12 protein-coding genes are annotated in these 16,445 nt (G+C 46.4%); 1 reads left to right on the top strand and 11 read right to left on the bottom strand.

All coding sequences use genetic code 11. The features are described from left to right. Positions 1-10: 10 nt before the first annotated feature. From astA to nsrR, 9 genes are all read right to left on the bottom strand, one after another. Positions 11-1,030, bottom strand: coding sequence for an arginine N-succinyltransferase (gene astA / locus C1S74_RS12380; protein WP_045400884.1), 1,020 nt, complete (start codon positions 1,028-1,030; stop codon positions 11-13). Between the two features lie 108 nt (positions 1,031-1,138). Continuing rightward, positions 1,139-2,350: an aspartate aminotransferase family protein gene (locus tag C1S74_RS12375; RefSeq protein ID WP_045400882.1), complete on the bottom strand. Its 1,212-nt coding sequence runs from the start codon at positions 2,348-2,350 to the stop codon at positions 1,139-1,141. 361 nt (positions 2,351-2,711) lie between these two features. Continuing rightward, positions 2,712-3,299, bottom strand: coding sequence for an aminodeoxychorismate/anthranilate synthase component II (locus C1S74_RS12370; RefSeq protein ID WP_038872003.1), 588 nt, complete (start codon positions 3,297-3,299; stop codon positions 2,712-2,714). Positions 3,300-3,488: 189 nt separating this feature from the next. After that, positions 3,489-6,437 (bottom strand): ExeM/NucH family extracellular endonuclease, encoded by a 2,949-nt coding sequence (locus C1S74_RS12365; protein WP_045400879.1) that lies wholly within the window; start codon positions 6,435-6,437, stop codon positions 3,489-3,491. A 463-nt stretch (positions 6,438-6,900) separates the two neighbouring features. Next, positions 6,901-7,938 (bottom strand): tryptophan--tRNA ligase, encoded by a 1,038-nt coding sequence (trpS, locus tag C1S74_RS12360; RefSeq protein WP_005432761.1) that lies wholly within the window; start codon positions 7,936-7,938, stop codon positions 6,901-6,903. A 116-nt stretch (positions 7,939-8,054) separates the two neighbouring features. Continuing rightward, positions 8,055-8,741: a phosphoglycolate phosphatase gene (locus tag C1S74_RS12355; protein WP_045400877.1), complete on the bottom strand. Its 687-nt coding sequence runs from the start codon at positions 8,739-8,741 to the stop codon at positions 8,055-8,057. A 123-nt stretch (positions 8,742-8,864) separates the two neighbouring features. After that, entirely contained in the window at positions 8,865-9,608 is a 744-nt protein-coding gene (gene rlmB, locus C1S74_RS12350) for a 23S rRNA (guanosine(2251)-2'-O)-methyltransferase RlmB (protein WP_010443989.1), read from the bottom strand. A gap of 76 nt (positions 9,609-9,684) precedes the next feature. Then, positions 9,685-12,171 carry a ribonuclease R gene (gene rnr, locus C1S74_RS12345; RefSeq protein WP_045400874.1) on the bottom strand — a complete coding sequence of 829 codons (2,487 nt, stop codon included), beginning with the start codon at positions 12,169-12,171 and terminating at the stop codon, positions 9,685-9,687. Between the two features lie 117 nt (positions 12,172-12,288). Then, positions 12,289-12,714, bottom strand: coding sequence for a nitric oxide-sensing transcriptional repressor NsrR (gene nsrR, locus C1S74_RS12340; RefSeq protein WP_038872016.1), 426 nt, complete (start codon positions 12,712-12,714; stop codon positions 12,289-12,291). Between the two features lie 111 nt (positions 12,715-12,825). Here nsrR and hmpA point away from each other — a divergent pair, with 111 nt between their 5' ends. Further along, positions 12,826-14,010, top strand: a complete 1,185-nt coding sequence (gene hmpA / locus C1S74_RS12335) for an NO-inducible flavohemoprotein (RefSeq protein WP_045400873.1) — start codon at positions 12,826-12,828, stop codon at positions 14,008-14,010. 106 nt (positions 14,011-14,116) lie between these two features. On the opposite strand, the gene motX is transcribed toward hmpA, so the two are convergent. Further along, entirely contained in the window at positions 14,117-14,752 is a 636-nt protein-coding gene (gene motX, locus C1S74_RS12330; RefSeq protein ID WP_038872022.1) for a flagellar protein MotX, read from the bottom strand. A gap of 229 nt (positions 14,753-14,981) precedes the next feature. After that, entirely contained in the window at positions 14,982-16,298 is a 1,317-nt protein-coding gene (locus C1S74_RS12320) for an adenylosuccinate synthase (protein ID WP_038877261.1), read from the bottom strand. Between the last annotated feature and the right edge of the window lie 147 nt (positions 16,299-16,445).

The raw sequence follows: 16,445 nt of genomic DNA, 5'->3' as shown, positions 1-16,445 counted from the left end.
CTGTCGTCAGTTACTGCGGAAGAAGGCGAACAAAATCCCCTTCCTCAACCAAAAGCGCATCAGCAAGTTCAGGAGCCAATACAACGCTTTGCGTTTCAGCGTCGTAAGCCGCTTTTGCAGCTGCAGCACGGAAGTTCTCGAATGATGAGTTACACATCAAGAAGTCTTGTGTACTGGTATGCTCAGAGATTTTGACTTGGGCACGGAACGAGTGACGTACCGATTCGATATTGCGTAGGTCACACTCCACCGTTGGGCCACCATCGAAGATGTCGACGTAACCACGGTTAGTAAAACCTTCGCGCTCAAGCAGCTTCAGAGCAGGACGCGTGTTATCGTGCACCTTACCTATTACGGCTTGTGCTTCTGGGCTTAGCAAGTTGATGTAGATTGGCAATTTCGGCATCAAATCAGCGATAAAACCTTTCTTACCGATACCGGTTAGGTAATCCGCAAGCGTGAAATCGATAGAGAAGAAATGCTCTTGAAGCCATTGCCAGAATGGTGAGTTGCCCTGGTCATCAGAAACACCACGCATTTCAGCAAAGATAGTTTCCGAGAAGCGTTCTGGGTGCTCTGCCATCATTAAGAAACGACACTTAGACATCAGACGCCCGTTCAAGCCACCACGGAATTTCTCGCGTAGGAACAAGGTACAGATTTCGCTGTTACCCGTGTAGTTGTTACCAAACGTCAGCAGCTTAACCACGTTGTTTACGCCAAGCTTTGGTGACGAGTGCACCACTTTACTGATGTGGTAAGAATAGAAAGGCACATCCCAGCCGATCGAAGCTTCAATGCCTGTGGTACCTGCGACTTCACCAGTTTCAGACTCAAAGCCCACCATCAGGTAGCCTTCATCACCGGCTTCATACACATCTGGTTTGCCAAAACTGTACTCTGAATGTTTAATTCGATTGGTTAACAGTTCTTCGTTAACCGGTAGAGATGTAAACCCATGACCAGACTCAACCGCACAAGTGTGCAGCGCGTCATAATCCGACATTGCGATAGGGCGAACTACTAGCATCAATACTCCCTCCAGATGCAAGAAGATCCTAACTATATTGTAGGAACAATACCCCCATCAGAGATCCTTGATGGGGGTTTCTAGGTTGACGATAAACGGGGACCGCGCTTAGACCAGTGTTGCGATCGCTTTGTCCAGCTTCGCCAAACCTTCTTCGATTTCTTGTTGTGTGATAACGAGTGATGGTGTGAAACGTACGACATTGGCACCCGCAACCAATACCATGAGACCTTGTTTACCCGCAGCAACCAGTACGTCACGCGCACGACCTTGCCACTCTTCGTTCAGTGCAGCACCAAGCAGTAGACCTTTACCGCGCACTTCAGAGAAGATGTTGTATTTCGCGTTGATCTTATTTAGACCCTCACGGAACATCGCTTCACGCTCTAGTACACCAGCCAATACTTCTGGTTTAGTCACTTCATTAACGACCGCTTCGGCAACGGCACATGCTAGCGGGTTACCGCCGTATGTCGAACCGTGCGTACCGACTTTCATGTGTTCAGACAGTTTCTCTGTCGTCAGCATGGCACCGATAGGGAAACCGCCGCCTAATGATTTCGCAGTGCTTAGGATGTCTGGCGTAATGCCTAAACCTTGGTATGCGTAGAAGTGACCAGTACGACCATTACCCGTTTGAACTTCATCGAAGATCAGTAGTGCGTTGTGCTTGTCACACAGCTCGCGAACCGCTTGAGCGAATTCAGGTGTTGGTGGAATGATGCCGCCCTCACCTTGTAGAGGCTCCATCATCACCGCACAAGTGCGATCAGACATATGTGCTTGCAGCGCTTCGATATCATTGTAAGGGAGGTGCGTTACGTCGCCTGGCTTAGGACCGAAACCGTCAGAGTAAGCCGCTTGGCCGCCTACCGTTACGGTGAAGAAAGTACGACCGTGGAAACCTTGTTTGAATGCGATGATTTCAGATTTCTCAGTACCATGAACGTCTGCTGCATAACGGCGCGCCAGTTTTAGTGCCGCTTCGTTTGCTTCTGCGCCAGAGTTAGCGAAGAACACGCGCTCAGCAAAGCTGACTTCTGTTAACTTCTTCGCCAATCGCAGTGCTGGCTCGTTAGTCATAACATTACTTAGGTGCCAAAGCTTGTTACCTTGCTCAGTCAATGCGTTCACCATAACTGGGTGACAATGACCAAGACAGCTCACCGCAATACCACCAGCAAAGTCGATGTATTCATTTCCGTTCTGATCCCAAATACGTGAACCTTCACCTTTTACAGGGATCATTTCCATCGGGTTATAGCAAGGTACCATTACCTCATCGAATAAACCGCGCTCTACTTTGTTTTCCGTTGTCATTGCACATTCCTTCTTGATACCGCATGCCTAGCAGATAAGCGAATTTAACCAGCACTCTTTGCCAGCAAATAATGTTTTGCATTTAAGCTAATACGGCATTGTATTTACATTTGATTAACCATTTCAATAGTGATTTATTCTTTTCGTATGCGAGCGTAACACCTCATACTCACTATCTATGATTATTTATGCACCAAGAAACGCAAATAGAGAAGCGATTTTTTATAAAAACCATGCATGACAAGGTTCAGAAAGAAATGAGAAAAATGAATAGGCCCTACCTAATTGGCAGAACGCATAGTTTTGCATTCCCCTTCTCAGGCGCAAAATATGAAGAATTTGTTAAGAAAAGTGATCGCGATCAGATCGTTTTACGCGCAAGAAAGTTTGCGAGTAGTTCGTGGCCTTGTTCTGTCTTAATTGATTCAGGATGAAACTGTACTGCATCAATTGGCAGGGTTTTATGCTGATAACCCATGATTTCATCCATGGTTCCGTCAGGCAACTCAGTCCACGCGGTCAATTCAAACACCTTTGGTAACGTACCGTTTTTCACCACAAGAGAGTGGTAGCGGGTTACCGTGAGCGGGTTATTGAGGTTTTTAAACACACTGCGACCATTGTGACGAATCGGTGATGTCTTACCGTGCATCACTTGTCGAGCACGTACCACTTCCCCTCCAAACACCTGTGCAATCGCCTGATGACCAAGGCAAACGCCCAAGATAGGTAACTTACCAGCAAAGTGCTCAATGGCTTGTAGAGAGATACCTGCTTCGTTAGGGGTACATGGCCCAGGAGAGATCACCAAATGAGTTGGGTTGAGCGCCTCAATGCCTTGGATGTCGATCTCATCGTTACGCACCACCTTTACGTCTGCACCAAGCTCACAGAAGTATTGGTAAAGGTTGTAGGTAAAAGAGTCGTAGTTATCGATGATCAACAACATAAAGTGTCGGTTGCTCCAATCCGTTTTGGCAATGCTTACGTGGTGAATCGCCACGTTCGTGACAATCAAGGGCGGTATTTTGCTATACCAAGCAAGAAAGGCAAGTTTTTGCTGAATAAAAAGGCCAGCATAGGCTGGCCTTTGGTCTTTACAGCTATTTAGGAACTGTTTGTCAGGAAATGAATTCGCTTAGCGGCGACGGCGGAATAAGCCTAGACCTAACAGCGCAATTAGCGCGCCAAAGCCAAATGAGCCACCATCATCATCGTCTGATGGGTTAGTGCTCGACGGCTCTAACGTAACATCGCGAGAATCACTGAACTTAACGGTGTTGCCCGTCGAATCTGTCACTTTCTCTTCTAGTACGTACTGGCCTTCTGTTGGAGCTTTGTCGAATTCCACACTGACACTGCGAGCATCAATGTCCGCTTGTGTCAGAGTTGCACTCGCTTCGTAGCCATCAGCATCAGAGGTTGACGACGCCGCTTGAGTTGCTTCCGTTAGGCTTACCGTCACGATATCACCAACAACTGCGTTTGGTGGCAGACGAACTTCCACCGCTAGGTTTTCACCTGAGCTTGGTAGATCGATGTCTGTATCCGGGAAATCAATCGCGATGATCACTGGATCGTGGTCAGATGCCGAGAACGCATCTTTGTACTTCGGCATATCACCTGTGTACTTGCTGCTGTATTCGAACAAGTTACTTTCTAGTGAGTTGATGTGCCAATCTTCAATCGCCACCACTTTTTGTGCCAAGCTGTTGCTCGCCAACGCGTGGTCTAAGTTACCTAGCTCACCAGAGTAGGTGTATGAGAAGGTGTCTGCGCCGTGAAGTACCGTGTTCAGGTTATGGTAACCGTAACCTTTTTCAATTTTGGTCTTCTCGACTTGAAGCTCACCACCACCAATGGTTGTGTAAGCAGCAGTGTAGATATCACGGCCGTATTTCTCTTTCGAGTAATCAGTCAGTGTAAGCAGAGGATCTTCCATGCCGTAGGCGTTTAGGTCACCCATTACTAGCACGTCACCTTCAATGCCTTTCAGAGCGTCACCCACAATGTTGGCTGCAGAAACACGGAAGTTGTTACAGTTGCCTTGCAGATCCGCCGGCTCAGAGTCTTCTACGCCCGCAATCCATTCTTCAATACATTCAGAGCCTTTCGATTTGAAGTGGTTAACCACAACAGATAGATCTTTACCGGTCTCTTTCACTGTAAAGGTTTGTAGCAGACTATGACGCTGGTATTTGTCGTAAGCTGGGTTGCCTTCTGCACCGTCATTACGCGTAATGGTGTTTTCTTCGATGTGCTGCTCTGGCGTTACAATCACTTTCGCAACTTCTTTTGGCGTCACTTCGTTTGCACGGTATAGGATCGCCACCATGATCGCATCACTACCAAAGTATTCGTCTTGGTATTTGTCTTGATCCGCGATTTCAACGTAAGTGTAATGATCTTCTGTGTCTTCGATTTCAGCATTCAATGCATCCACCAAGTTCTTCACCGCACTGCTATCACCAAAGCCGTTGTTTTCGACTTCCATCAAGCCAATGATGTCAGCGTCCATCTTATTCATCGCCGCAACGATTTTCGCTTGTTGGATCAGGAACTCATCGAGGTTTTCTGCCCCACGATTTTGTCCGGTTGGGTTTTCATGACCGCTGTCAGCCACAGAGTTGAAGTAGTTCAGTACGTTAAAGCTCGCGATACGCAAATCTGAATCCGCAATCGCTGGCGCATCTTTACGAGCCACGTCGAAGTCTTCACCTGAAGTCACGAAGTTGGTGTTATCGACTTCATTGGTCGCAATCAAGCGGTATTCGTTGTAGCTGTAAGCCACGACGCCCTGCAGACCCTCTACTCGCGAACCAAGGCGAATGTGCTGCTCAGAAGAGCCATCTTGGTCTGCATCTTTAGCAAAGTCAGGGTAGTAAGGGATTTGGCCGTTTGGTGCTTTGCCATCAGATTCTAGGTATACGCGATTCGCTGCGTTGTCTTTTGCTAACGCAACCGCGGCATCGCTCTCTGCTGCGTGCAATTGAGTTGGCTTAAATAACGGCGCTTCATGTGAAAGCATCATGTTATTGCGACGCGAATCATAGTCGTAAGAGAAATTACGAGTCACAAACAACTCGCTTGCTGATTTCAGTTCAACTTGCATGCCTTCATGATGCTCTAGCGCATCACGTAGTGTCTCACCTTCTTTGATAACAAGATCGGTAACTCGAGGAATATCCGATGTGCCAGTTTTCACATAACTGTTAGCATCAGAAGCTAGCTGAGTATTGCTGTAATACTCTTGAACTTTACCTTTCACACAAACAACATCGCCTGCTTTTAGATTGGTATCCGCGGCATCGGTATGAATGAACAAGCCTTCTGAAGTCTTGTCGTTGTTGTCATTTTCTAACGCTTGCAGGTAGAAACCTTTGGTTAGGCCAGTGGTAACAGCAGTCACAACACCAGTTACGAAATGATCTTCGTCAGTAATGTATGGGTAACCATCAATAAATGGTGACGAATCGCCTTCACCTTGAATATCTTGAATGGTGGTGAAGTTAGGTTGTTGACCGTCTACTTCACAAGCGAATGGTGCTGGTGGCTCAGTCGCATTTAGCTCACCAAGACCGTCAATGTTGTCTTTCTCAAATGCCGTCCACTGAGATGCATCATAAGTAGCAGAAGGGGTTAGTGCATCACTGTTACGAACCAATGTGGTGTCTTTACCAAAATCTACGTCACCCATCACACCGATGATGTCATGCACTTCGCCATCTTTAAGCAGTGCGATCGGGTCGTCACCGTTAAAGTTCGCAACGCTTTTATCTGTGATATCCGCGACAGCTTTGATGGCATCGCTCGCGTCACCATGAGCCAGTACATACACTTGGTTAGCTTGTAACGTCACTTGGCTAAGGTCGAGTGTGCTCCCCCAAGTACCGCCACCGTTTGATGATTTCGCTAGCTCATAACCTGTCAACGTCACCGCGGTATCGCCCGTGTTCACGATGTCTACGGCTTTGTTGTATGAGCCACCTTCAACATATTGGGAAAGGATAATTTCTGCGTTAGCATTGGCACTAAGCGCGCTGGCAATCGTCAGTGCAAGTAAAGAGGGTTTGATTAACGTATCCATTGTCGTACCTGATATTTATTTAAATGCAAACTAAGCCCTGAGCAGAGCCCACCATTTGTGCCTACTATCAGGTTTATTTATGAAATAAATAAGAAACACCAGTAAAAGCCGTGAAATATATCACACGTGAATACGCAAAATTATGCCAGGGCTGCCCATTTAAACAGTTTTTGTAACAAATACAGCAACTAAGAATATAAATATCAATAATTAGACTTATTACTCGGTTTTATATCACTCAGCATGCTACGTGAATGGATGAGTATTTAATCTGAATTAATTCAATTCTAGCAATATAATTTAAACATTAAGCAATGCTAATTTAGAATGACGAAACTTATTATTTCTTTCCTTTACTGCGCCATTAAAAATAGCCTTTGAGGTTATTTATGTTCGTAGATCAATGGGTATAAAAAAAGCTCCACCAATGGTGGAGCTTTTCAATTCTGATGTTTTTGAGCAACTATGGGCGAGCGACAAAACCCACTGCTTCGTATGCTTTCTTCAACGTTTCAGCCGCACGTGCCGATGCTTTCTCAGCGCCTTGCTTCATTACTTCGTTCATGTAAGCGCGGTCAGCACGGATGCGGTGGTATTCAGCCTGAATTGGCTCAAGCATAGTCACCAATGCTTCACCAACGTCTTTCTTGAATGGACCGTACATTTCAACGCCTTGGTATTTGGCTTCAATCTCTTCGAAGCTCATACCTGTTGCCGCAGAGTATAGACCCATTAGGTTAGAGATACCTGCCTTGTTATCCCAATCGTGAGCGATACGCGGTGGCGTTTCTGTGTCGGTTTGCGCTTTGTTGATCTTCTTAATGATCGACTTAGGCTCTTCCAGCAACGTGATAACGTTCTTGCGGTTGTCATCGGATTTAGACATCTTCTTCGTTGCGTCTTGAAGGCTCATTACACGCGCGTTTACCGTCGGAATGTAAGGCTCTGGCACTTGGAAGATTGGCTGCTCTGGTGAGTAGATGTTGTTAAAGCGGTTAGCAATATCACGCGCTAGCTCTAGGTGTTGCTTCTGGTCGCTACCTACAGGCACTTGGTGCGCACCGTAAAGCAGGATGTCTGCCGCCATCAGTACTGGGTAGTCAAACAGACCAACGTTTACATCACCAAACTGGCTGGAGCTGTCGTTTGAGTAACGTGCAGATTTGTCTTTAAACTGCGTCATACGACCCAGTTCACCCATCTGGGTGTAACAGTTAAGAAGCCAACCAAGTTGAGCATGCTCTGGTACGTGTGACTGAACAAATAGCGTGCTCTTCTTCGGGTCAACACCAACTGCCAGACAGATCGCCAGTGCGTCTAGCGTCGCTTCATGCAGTGCTTTAGGGTCCTGACGAACCGTAATCGCGTGAAGGTCTACCACACAGTATTGGCAATCATAATCGTCTTGCATCTGCTGCCATTGACGTAGAGCACCCAAGTAGTTACCGATACTTAGTTCACCTGAAGGTTGAACACCACTCAATACAATGGGTTTGCTCATTAGAATGATTCCTTTGACTTCTTAATCTAAATAAATGAAAAAAACCGTGCAACGATAGGTGCACGGTTTACTCAGTGTACTCATTAACGAGTATTTTGGAAGCTCTTTTGTAGCCGTTATGCAGAAACCGCTACTACATCCAATAATTCAGCCAAACTGTCAGCGACGAAATCTGGATTTGATGCAGAGATAGGCTCACCGTGGTTGTAGCCATAAGTCAGACCAAATGAGGCACAGCCTGCATTCTTTGCTGCGAGAATGTCGTTCTTCGAGTCGCCGACCATCAGCATTTCACTAGGTTGGATTTGGTGCTTTTCCATCAACCAGTTCAGTGCAATTGGGTTTGGTTTTTTCTCTGGAAACGCGTCGCCGCCTAGCACATCAACAAAGTATTTTGCGATGTCGTGTTTTTCTAAAACATCAGGCACAAACTTTGAAGGTTTGTTGGTCACCAACGCCATAACAAAACCCGCTTTGTGCAGCTCTGCTAGTGTCTCTTTTACCGTTGGATATAGGTGACTTAGCTTGTGACCGCTTTGCTCGTAGTAGTCATCAAACAGTACACGCGCTTTTGCACGAAGCTCTTCGCTCAACTCTGGGTTGATGGTCAGGCTTTGGCTTAGTGAGCGCCCAATCAGCACGTCTGCGCCATTACCAACATAGTCACGAACTTGTTCTTCTGAAACAGAAGGAAAACCAAGTGCTTGAACGGCTTGGTCTGCCGCAACAGCTAGATCCGGTACGCTATCAAGCAAAGTACCGTCTAGGTCAAAGGCAATGAATTTAATGTCTTGTTGAGTCATAACTTCCCTGAAAATTTTATTTATAAATCGGTGAAAACGACAAAGGATGGCACCCCATCCTTTGTTTTTATCATTATGTCTGACTTTGCAGTAACTATTTGTTTATTAAAACTTGTTTAGCAATTACTTTGCAGCAATACGCTGACGAACGGCTTCAAACAAACAAATGCCAGATGCCACAGATACGTTCAAACTTGAAACGCTACCTGCCATTGGGATCTTAATTAAGTCATCACAGGTTTCACGAGTTAGACGACGCATGCCGTCACCTTCTGCACCCATTACGATAGCAAGAGGGCCAGTCAGTTTCGCTTGGTAGATATCATGCGTTGCTTCGCCTGCCGTACCAACAAACCAGATGCCTTGCTCTTGTAGTGTACGCATAGTACGAGCCAAGTTGGTCACTCGGATCAATGGCACGACTTCTGCTGCGCCACAAGCAACCTTGCTTACGGTGGCATTCATCGGTGCAGAGCGATCTTTCGGTACGATGATCGCCGCCGCGCCGGCTGCATCAGCATTACGAAGACATGCGCCTAGGTTATGTGGATCCGTCACGCCATCCAATACCAACAGCAGTGGTGATTCATGCTGCGCTAGGATGCCATCAATGTCGTTTTCATTAAGCTGTTTCGCAGCTTTAACACGCGCAATGATGCCTTGGTGGTTAGCACCGTGTGCTTTGTCGTCTAGCGTTTTACGAGTCATTTGTTGAATCGAAACACCACAAACCTGAAGGTCATTCAGGATTGGCATTAGACGATCGTCTTGGCGGCCTTTTAGGACGTATGCTTCGATAAAACGCTCTGGTTCGCGTTCTAATACCGCTTTCACTGCGTGAATGCCGTAAATAAATTCGTTACTCATTGTTTAACCTGTTGTTCTGGTCGTCTTGCCCTCGCCAATCTACTCCTTTAATTCCGGACTAGATTGGCGCTTCAGCCTACTCAGCGTCGCTCTTAGTACGCTTAGTCTTTCTCGGCTTACTGTGTGGCTTTTTCTTGCGTGCTTTCTTCGGCTTTTTCGTACCTTCAGCGTCCCCGCGTTTCGCGCTACCTTTGCGAGCACTGCCTGCTTCAGCAGGTTCAGGGTGCTTGGTCGGTTCAATCATCGGCTTCGCGCGAGTACCGCCTTTGGTTGCCGCACGCTTTTTCTCTTTTGCTTTGCGTTTGGCATCTGCAGCGCGTTTCTTCGCAGTCTTACCTTTGCCGCGTAGCTTACGGCTTGTTTCGATTAATTCAAAGTCAATTTGCTTGTCATTTAAGTTGACCGCAAGCACTTTCACTTTCACCGCATCGCCTAGGCGATAGATGTTACCGAAGCTTTCACCGATAAGTCTTTGACCAATCGGATCAAATTGGTAGTAGTCGTTCGCTAGCGTTGAAATGTGCACCAAACCATCGATGTGCAGCTCAGTCAGACGAACAAAGAAACCAAAGCTGGTCACGTTGGCAATAACACCATCCAGCTCATCGCCAACATGGTCTTGCATGTATTCACACTTCAACCAATCAGCCACTTCACGAGTTGCGTCGTCTGCACGGCGCTCTGTCATCGAACATTGCTCACCGTAGAAGTCCATGTCGTCAAACGAGTAGTGGTAACCACCCGTTGGGGTCCAACGATCTTGATTGCGACCTTCTTCTTTGGCAATCAGATATTTGATTGCGCGGTGCAGCAGCAGGTCTGGGTAACGACGAATTGGCGACGTGAAGTGCGCGTAACGCTTCAGTGCCAAACCAAAGTGGCCGGCATTGTCCGCGTTGTATACTGCTTGCTTCATTGAGCGCAACAGCATGGTTTGAATCAGCTCTTTGTCCTGACGCTCCGCAATCTGTTTTACCAAGTCTGCATAGTCGGTTGGTGATGGTTCAAGACCGCCCTTCAAATCCAAGCCAAGCTCACTTAGGAAATCGCGGAAACCCTGTAGGCGCAGTTCACCCGGAGATTCGTGAACACGGTACAATGCTGGCTCTTTTGCCTTCTCGACATAAGACGCTGAGGCGATGTTCGCTAGGATCATACATTCTTCGATGATCTTATGTGCATCGTTACGAATCACAGGCTCGATGGTTTCAATCTTGCGATCGGCATTGAAGATGAACTTAGCTTCAACGGTCTCAAATTCAATCGCACCACGGTTGTCACGAGCGTCTTTTAGCACTTTGTACATGCTGTGCAGTTCTTCTAGATGAGGCACTAGGTTGTGGTAGCGCATACGCAGCTCTTCATCACCTTCTAGAATCGCACCCACTTTACTGTACGTCAGACGTGCATGTGAGTTCATCACCGCTTCGTAGTGCTTGTACCCTGACAGCTTACCGGTGTCAGAGATGGTCATTTCACACACCATACACAGACGATCAACTTGTGGGTTAAGTGAACACAAACCGTTTGATAGCACCTCAGGTAGCATTGGCACAACTTGCGATGGGAAGTACACCGAGTTACCACGGTTGATGGCTTCTTTGTCCAGCGCAGAGTCTGTACGTACGTAGTAACTTACGTCAGCAATCGCTACCCATAAACGCCAACCACCGCTCTTTTTCTTCTCACAGTACACCGCATCATCAAAGTCACGAGCATCTTCACCATCGATGGTCACCAACGGTAACTCACGCAAGTCAACTCGACCCACTTTTGCTTCTTCTGGGACTTCTTCGCCTAGATTTTCAATTTGTTTATCGACAGCCGCTGGCCAATCGTGAGGAATTTGGTGAGTACGAATCGCGATTTGCGTTTCCATACCCGGAGCCATGTTTTCACCCAGCACTTCAACCACTTTACCCATCATGCCACGCGAACGAGAACCACGGTCAGTGATCTCAATCACCACCACGTTACCCATGCGGGCTCCTGCTTTGTGCTCATTTGGGATTAGAATATCTTGGCTGATACGCGAGTCATCAGGCACAACGTAAGAGTAACCGTACTCTAGGAAGAAACGACCAACGATCTGCGTGTTACGCTCTTCTAAAACACGTACTAAACGCCCTTCACGGCGACCGCGCTTGCTGTTATCCGTCGGTTGAACCAAAACGAAGTCACCATGAATGATGTGTTTCATTTGGTGATGAGGCAGCACAATGTCATTATCCTTGCCGACACTGCCTTCAGGACGCACCCAACCATGACCATCTTTATGGCCAATTACGTAACCTTTCACCATCTCGAGTTTTTCTGGTAGCGCGTAGCACTGACGACGCGTAAACACGAGCTGGCCATCACGCTCCATCGCGCGCAGTCGACGGCGTAAACCTTCGTATTGATCTTCACCTTTTAGCTTAAGCGCTTCAAACAAATCGTTGCGATTCATTGGGACGCCAGCTTGCTGCAGAAACTCAGTGATGAACTCTCGACTTGGAATTGGGTTTTCGTAATTTTTGGATTCACGATCTGCGAATGGATCGTTTGGAATATTGTCTGACATAGGCGTGCCTATCTAGCAAGGAAGGTATAGAGCTAGTATATCCGAGTCTCTTGATAAGCTACAGAATTGCTTTGAAAAAAGAATGATCTTGAAAGGATGAGAGAGACACGCGTAAAACTAAGGACGAGTAAGCAGGATCAGCAGCTCTGAGTTGTCGCGAAGCAGTTCATCAATAGTGCAACCGTCTAATTCAGCTAAGAAAGCCAATTTCGCTTTTGCTAGCTTCTCTTTTAGACGACATGCTGGCGTAATGTGACAAAACTCGACATCACAATTCACCAAATCTAATGGCTCCAGATCGCGCACCACACCACCGACAGTAATTTCTTTTGCCGGCTTCATCAAACGAATGCCGCCGTTTTTACCACGCACCGTATGTACATAACCTAACTGACCAAGACGGTTGATCACTTTCACCATATGGTTACGTGATACACCAAATAAATCAGTCACTTCGGTAATGTTTGTTAGTTCATCTTTTGGCAATGAAGCCAAGTAAATCAAGGTTCTGAGCGCATAATCGGTAAAGCTAGTTAACTGCATGTTGCTATCCTCTGTAGTAGCAAAATTGTAATTCTTTTCTTGATCGAAAGATACATTTGAGATACAACTTTAAACATGCATTACAAATACAACTTTAAATAGGAAGCCATTATGCTCAGCAACCAAACCATTGATATCGTGAAAGCAACCGCACCACTTCTTGCAGAAACCGGTCCGAAGTTAACGGCACACTTTTACGATCGCATGTTCACCCACAACCCTGAGTTGAAAGACATTTTCAACATGAGCAACCAGCGTAATGGTGACCAACGTGAAGCTCTATTTAATGCAATCTGCGCTTACGCAACCAACATCGATAACCTACCAGCACTACTTGGTGCTGTAGAGAAAATCGCGCACAAGCACACCAGCTTTATGATCACTAAAGATCAGTACCAAATCGTCGGCACACATCTACTTGCGACGATCGACGAGTTGTTCTCTCCGGGTCAGGAAGTGATTGATGCATGGGCAGAAGCTTATGGCGTTTTGGCTAACGTGTTTATTCAACGCGAAGAGCAAATCTACCAAGAGAACGCTGCGCTTCAAGGTGGATGGCGTGGTCTGCGTGAGTTTGAATTGGTCGGTAAACAACTTGAAAGCGAGAACATTTGTAGCTTCGTCTTCAAACCGCTCGATGGTGAAAAGGTTTCTGAGTACAAACCGGGCCAATACCTTGGTATCTACATCAACAGTGATAAGTTCGAAAACCAAGAGATTCGCCAGTACAGCCTATCTTCTGCGGTACAAGAGAACACTTATCGTATCTCGGTAAAACGTGAAGACGGCGGCAAGGTATCGAACTTCCTGCATGACGATCTCCACATCGGCGATAAAGTGCAGCTAGCCGCACCTGCGGGTGATTTCTTTATGGATGTAGACGCAAGTACACCCGTTGTTTTGGTTTCCGCTGGTGTCGGTCTAACGCCAACACTTTCAATGCTTGAGAGCCTTGCTGAACACAAAGCACCTGTAACTTGGGTACACGCAGCAGAAAACGGCCAACAACACGCATTCAAACATCATGTGAATCAGATTGTTGGCGCAAAAGAGAATATGAACTCGCTGGTTTGGTACAACCAACCAACGGCAGAAGATAAGTTGGGTGAGGACTTCCATTTCACCGGCTTTGTAAACCTACACGAAATTGAAGCAGCAGTGAAACAAGACAACGTACAAGTTTACTTCTGCGGCCCTGTTGGTTTTATGCAGCACGTAGCGAAACAACTGCTTGAACTTGGTGTTCCGCAAGAACAATTCCACTATGAATGCTTCGGTCCACACAAAGTCGTTTAATCGCTAACGATTACGCTTCGGGAAAAGCAACAAAGCCCACATGATGTGGGCTTTGTTGTATTTATTGGCAGAGTGTTATGAAGCTACTGGTGTTTTAAGAGTACATCTACCAGAAAGTGTCGCGACGCTTGGCTCGCGCAATGATGTTTTGCGGCATACGTTGCTCTAAACCATTTCTTAGCACCGCAATACGCTTATGTTTTCTCTGATCTGCCGTGACTGAGTTGTATAACCAACGGTAAGCATCTTCGTAATCCAGTGGGCTACCGTAATCACGTAACAATAACTCAGCAAGATGAATACGCGCATTAAGGTTCCCCATTGCCGCAGCCTCGCGCAGGTATGGGATTGCACGCTCTTTATCTTGTTGAACTAAGGTACCACGAGAGTAGTAGCGCCCAAGCTGCTCTAATGCCGCAGGCAAGCCTTGGTGTGCAGCGTTTTCCATATAGTAGAGACCAAGTTCAACATCTTGCTCTACACAAACGCCCCACGCCAGCATGTCGCCGTAGAGAAACTCATACGACGGTAAATTAATTCGTGTGGCACGCGCAACAATATCTTCCACCAATTGGCAGTTATCCGCACGCACGCGTTCTAAATGCTTATTTTGTTCAATAAGCTTAATTAACTCTGCTTCGGTATAGATGGGAACTGGTGCCCCCACATCGGCAACATCTGCCTTGACCGACGTTGCACTCAGCATCAATAACAGTGAAGCAGCCACTGTTCGTAACTTCATAAATGTACTCTTTAAGGATTCTGAGAAATCAAAGATCGGTGAAGGATCTCCTCTGCTTGATAACCTTATCGGCAAACGTCAGTTAAGCTTTAGACAATTTTTGCCTCTTGTTTAAGCTTAACGGCAACAATTTGCCATATCGAGTTTACTTTTCCGTCAGTGCAGCCAAGTTACAGATACAAAAAAGCCGACTCGAAAGTCGGCTTTTATAATCTCTAACGAGTATCGATTAAGATTCGAATGGGTGAACCTTGATGATAGTTTCGTTACGATCTGGACCCGTTGAAACGATGTCTACAGGCACGCCAGTTAGCTCTTCAATACGCTTGATGTAGTCTAGAGCTGCTTGTGGTAGCGCGTCGATTGACTTAGCACCAAATGTGTTCTCAGACCAACCAGGCATTGTTTCGTAGATTGGTGTCGCTTGCTCAAATGACTCAGCTGCCATTGGAGAAACTTCTAGAATAGAGCCATCTTTCATCTTGTAACCAGTACAGATTTTTAGCTCTTCTAGACCATCTAGAACGTCTAGTTTAGTTAGACAGAAGCCAGAGATAGAGTTGATTTGGATTGCACGACGCATCGCAACAGCATCGAACCAACCAGTACGGCGTAGACGACCAGTTGTTGCACCGAACTCATGACCAACTTCACCTAGGTGTTTACCAACAGGATCTTGCTTGTCTAGACCGTCGTATAGCTCAGTCGGGAATGGACCAGAACCAACACGAGTACAGTAAGCTTTAGTGATACCAAGGATGTAACCGATATGACGAGGACCGAAACCAGAACCTGCAGCAACACCACCAGCAGTCGTGTTAGAAGAAGTTACGTAAGGGTAAGTACCGTGGTCGATATCTAGCAGTGTACCTTGCGCACCTTCGAACATGATCTTGTCGCCGCGCTTACGTGCTGCGTCTAGTTCGTCAGTTACGTCGATAACCATTGAAGTTAGTAGCTCAGCGTAGCCTTTAGCTTGCTCAAGTACTTCTTCATAGCTTACTGGTTCAGCTTTGTAGAAATGCTCTAGTTGGAAGTTATGGAATTCCATTACTTCTTTTAGTTTCTCAGCGAACGCTTCCATATCGAATAGGTCGCCAACGCGTAGACCGCGACGAGCAACTTTATCTTCGTATGCTGGACCGATACCACGACCTGTTGTACCAATAGCTTTTTTACCGCGAGCGATTTCGCGAGCTTGGTCCATTGCAACGTGGTAAGGAAGAATTAGAGGACATGCTTCAGAAATGAAAAGACGCTCGCGTACTGGAATGCCGCGCTCTTCAAGAGGTTTCATTTCTTTAATTAGAGCTTCAGGCGATAGCACTACACCGTTACCGATAACGCATTTTACGTTATCGCGAAGGATACCTGATGGAATTAAGTGAAGAACGGTTTTTTCACCGTCAATTACAAGTGTATGACCTGCATTGTGACCGCCTTGGTAGCGTACCACGTATTTTGCATCTTCAGTTAAAAGGTCTACAATTTTACCTTTACCTTCGTCACCCCATTGGGTGCCTAGAACGACTACGTTATTTCCCATCTTTCCAAGTCTGATTGCTAGTTAAAAATGGATTCTAGCACCGAATCCCCCTTCTTGCAGTCATTTTTGTTCACAGAGTTGATACTAGAATGCAAACATCACCGATGTTGTTCATTTCGAAATCACTACATCACTGATAATATTTAT

Source organism: Vibrio hyugaensis (assembly GCF_002906655.1).
Taxonomy (GTDB): domain Bacteria; phylum Pseudomonadota; class Gammaproteobacteria; order Enterobacterales; family Vibrionaceae; genus Vibrio; species Vibrio hyugaensis.
The sequence above is the reverse complement of the archived record's forward strand: the minus strand, read 5'-3'. Positions and strand labels throughout refer to the sequence as shown.

Excerpts from the sequence above, each read along its gene's own strand:
- C1S74_RS12375 (WP_045400882.1), bottom strand. The coding sequence starts at position 2,350 with ATGACAACGGAAAACAAAGTAGAGCGCGGTTTATTCGATGAGGTAATG.
- rnr (WP_045400874.1), bottom strand. The coding sequence starts at position 12,171 with ATGTCAGACAATATTCCAAACGATCCATTCGCAGATCGTGAATCCAAA.
- rlmB (WP_010443989.1), bottom strand. The coding sequence starts at position 9,608 with ATGAGTAACGAATTTATTTACGGCATTCACGCAGTGAAAGCGGTATTA.
- trpS (WP_005432761.1), bottom strand. The coding sequence starts at position 7,938 with ATGAGCAAACCCATTGTATTGAGTGGTGTTCAACCTTCAGGTGAACTA.
- motX (WP_038872022.1), bottom strand. The coding sequence starts at position 14,752 with ATGAAGTTACGAACAGTGGCTGCTTCACTGTTATTGATGCTGAGTGCA.
- C1S74_RS12320 (WP_038877261.1), bottom strand. The coding sequence starts at position 16,298 with ATGGGAAATAACGTAGTCGTTCTAGGCACCCAATGGGGTGACGAAGGT.
- C1S74_RS12370 (WP_038872003.1), bottom strand. The coding sequence starts at position 3,299 with ATGTTGTTGATCATCGATAACTACGACTCTTTTACCTACAACCTTTAC.
- hmpA (WP_045400873.1), top strand. The coding sequence starts at position 12,826 with ATGCTCAGCAACCAAACCATTGATATCGTGAAAGCAACCGCACCACTT.
- astA (WP_045400884.1), bottom strand. The coding sequence starts at position 1,030 with ATGCTAGTAGTTCGCCCTATCGCAATGTCGGATTATGACGCGCTGCAC.
- nsrR (WP_038872016.1), bottom strand. The coding sequence starts at position 12,714 with ATGCAGTTAACTAGCTTTACCGATTATGCGCTCAGAACCTTGATTTAC.
- C1S74_RS12355 (WP_045400877.1), bottom strand. The coding sequence starts at position 8,741 with ATGACTCAACAAGACATTAAATTCATTGCCTTTGACCTAGACGGTACT.
- C1S74_RS12365 (WP_045400879.1), bottom strand. The coding sequence starts at position 6,437 with ATGGATACGTTAATCAAACCCTCTTTACTTGCACTGACGATTGCCAGC.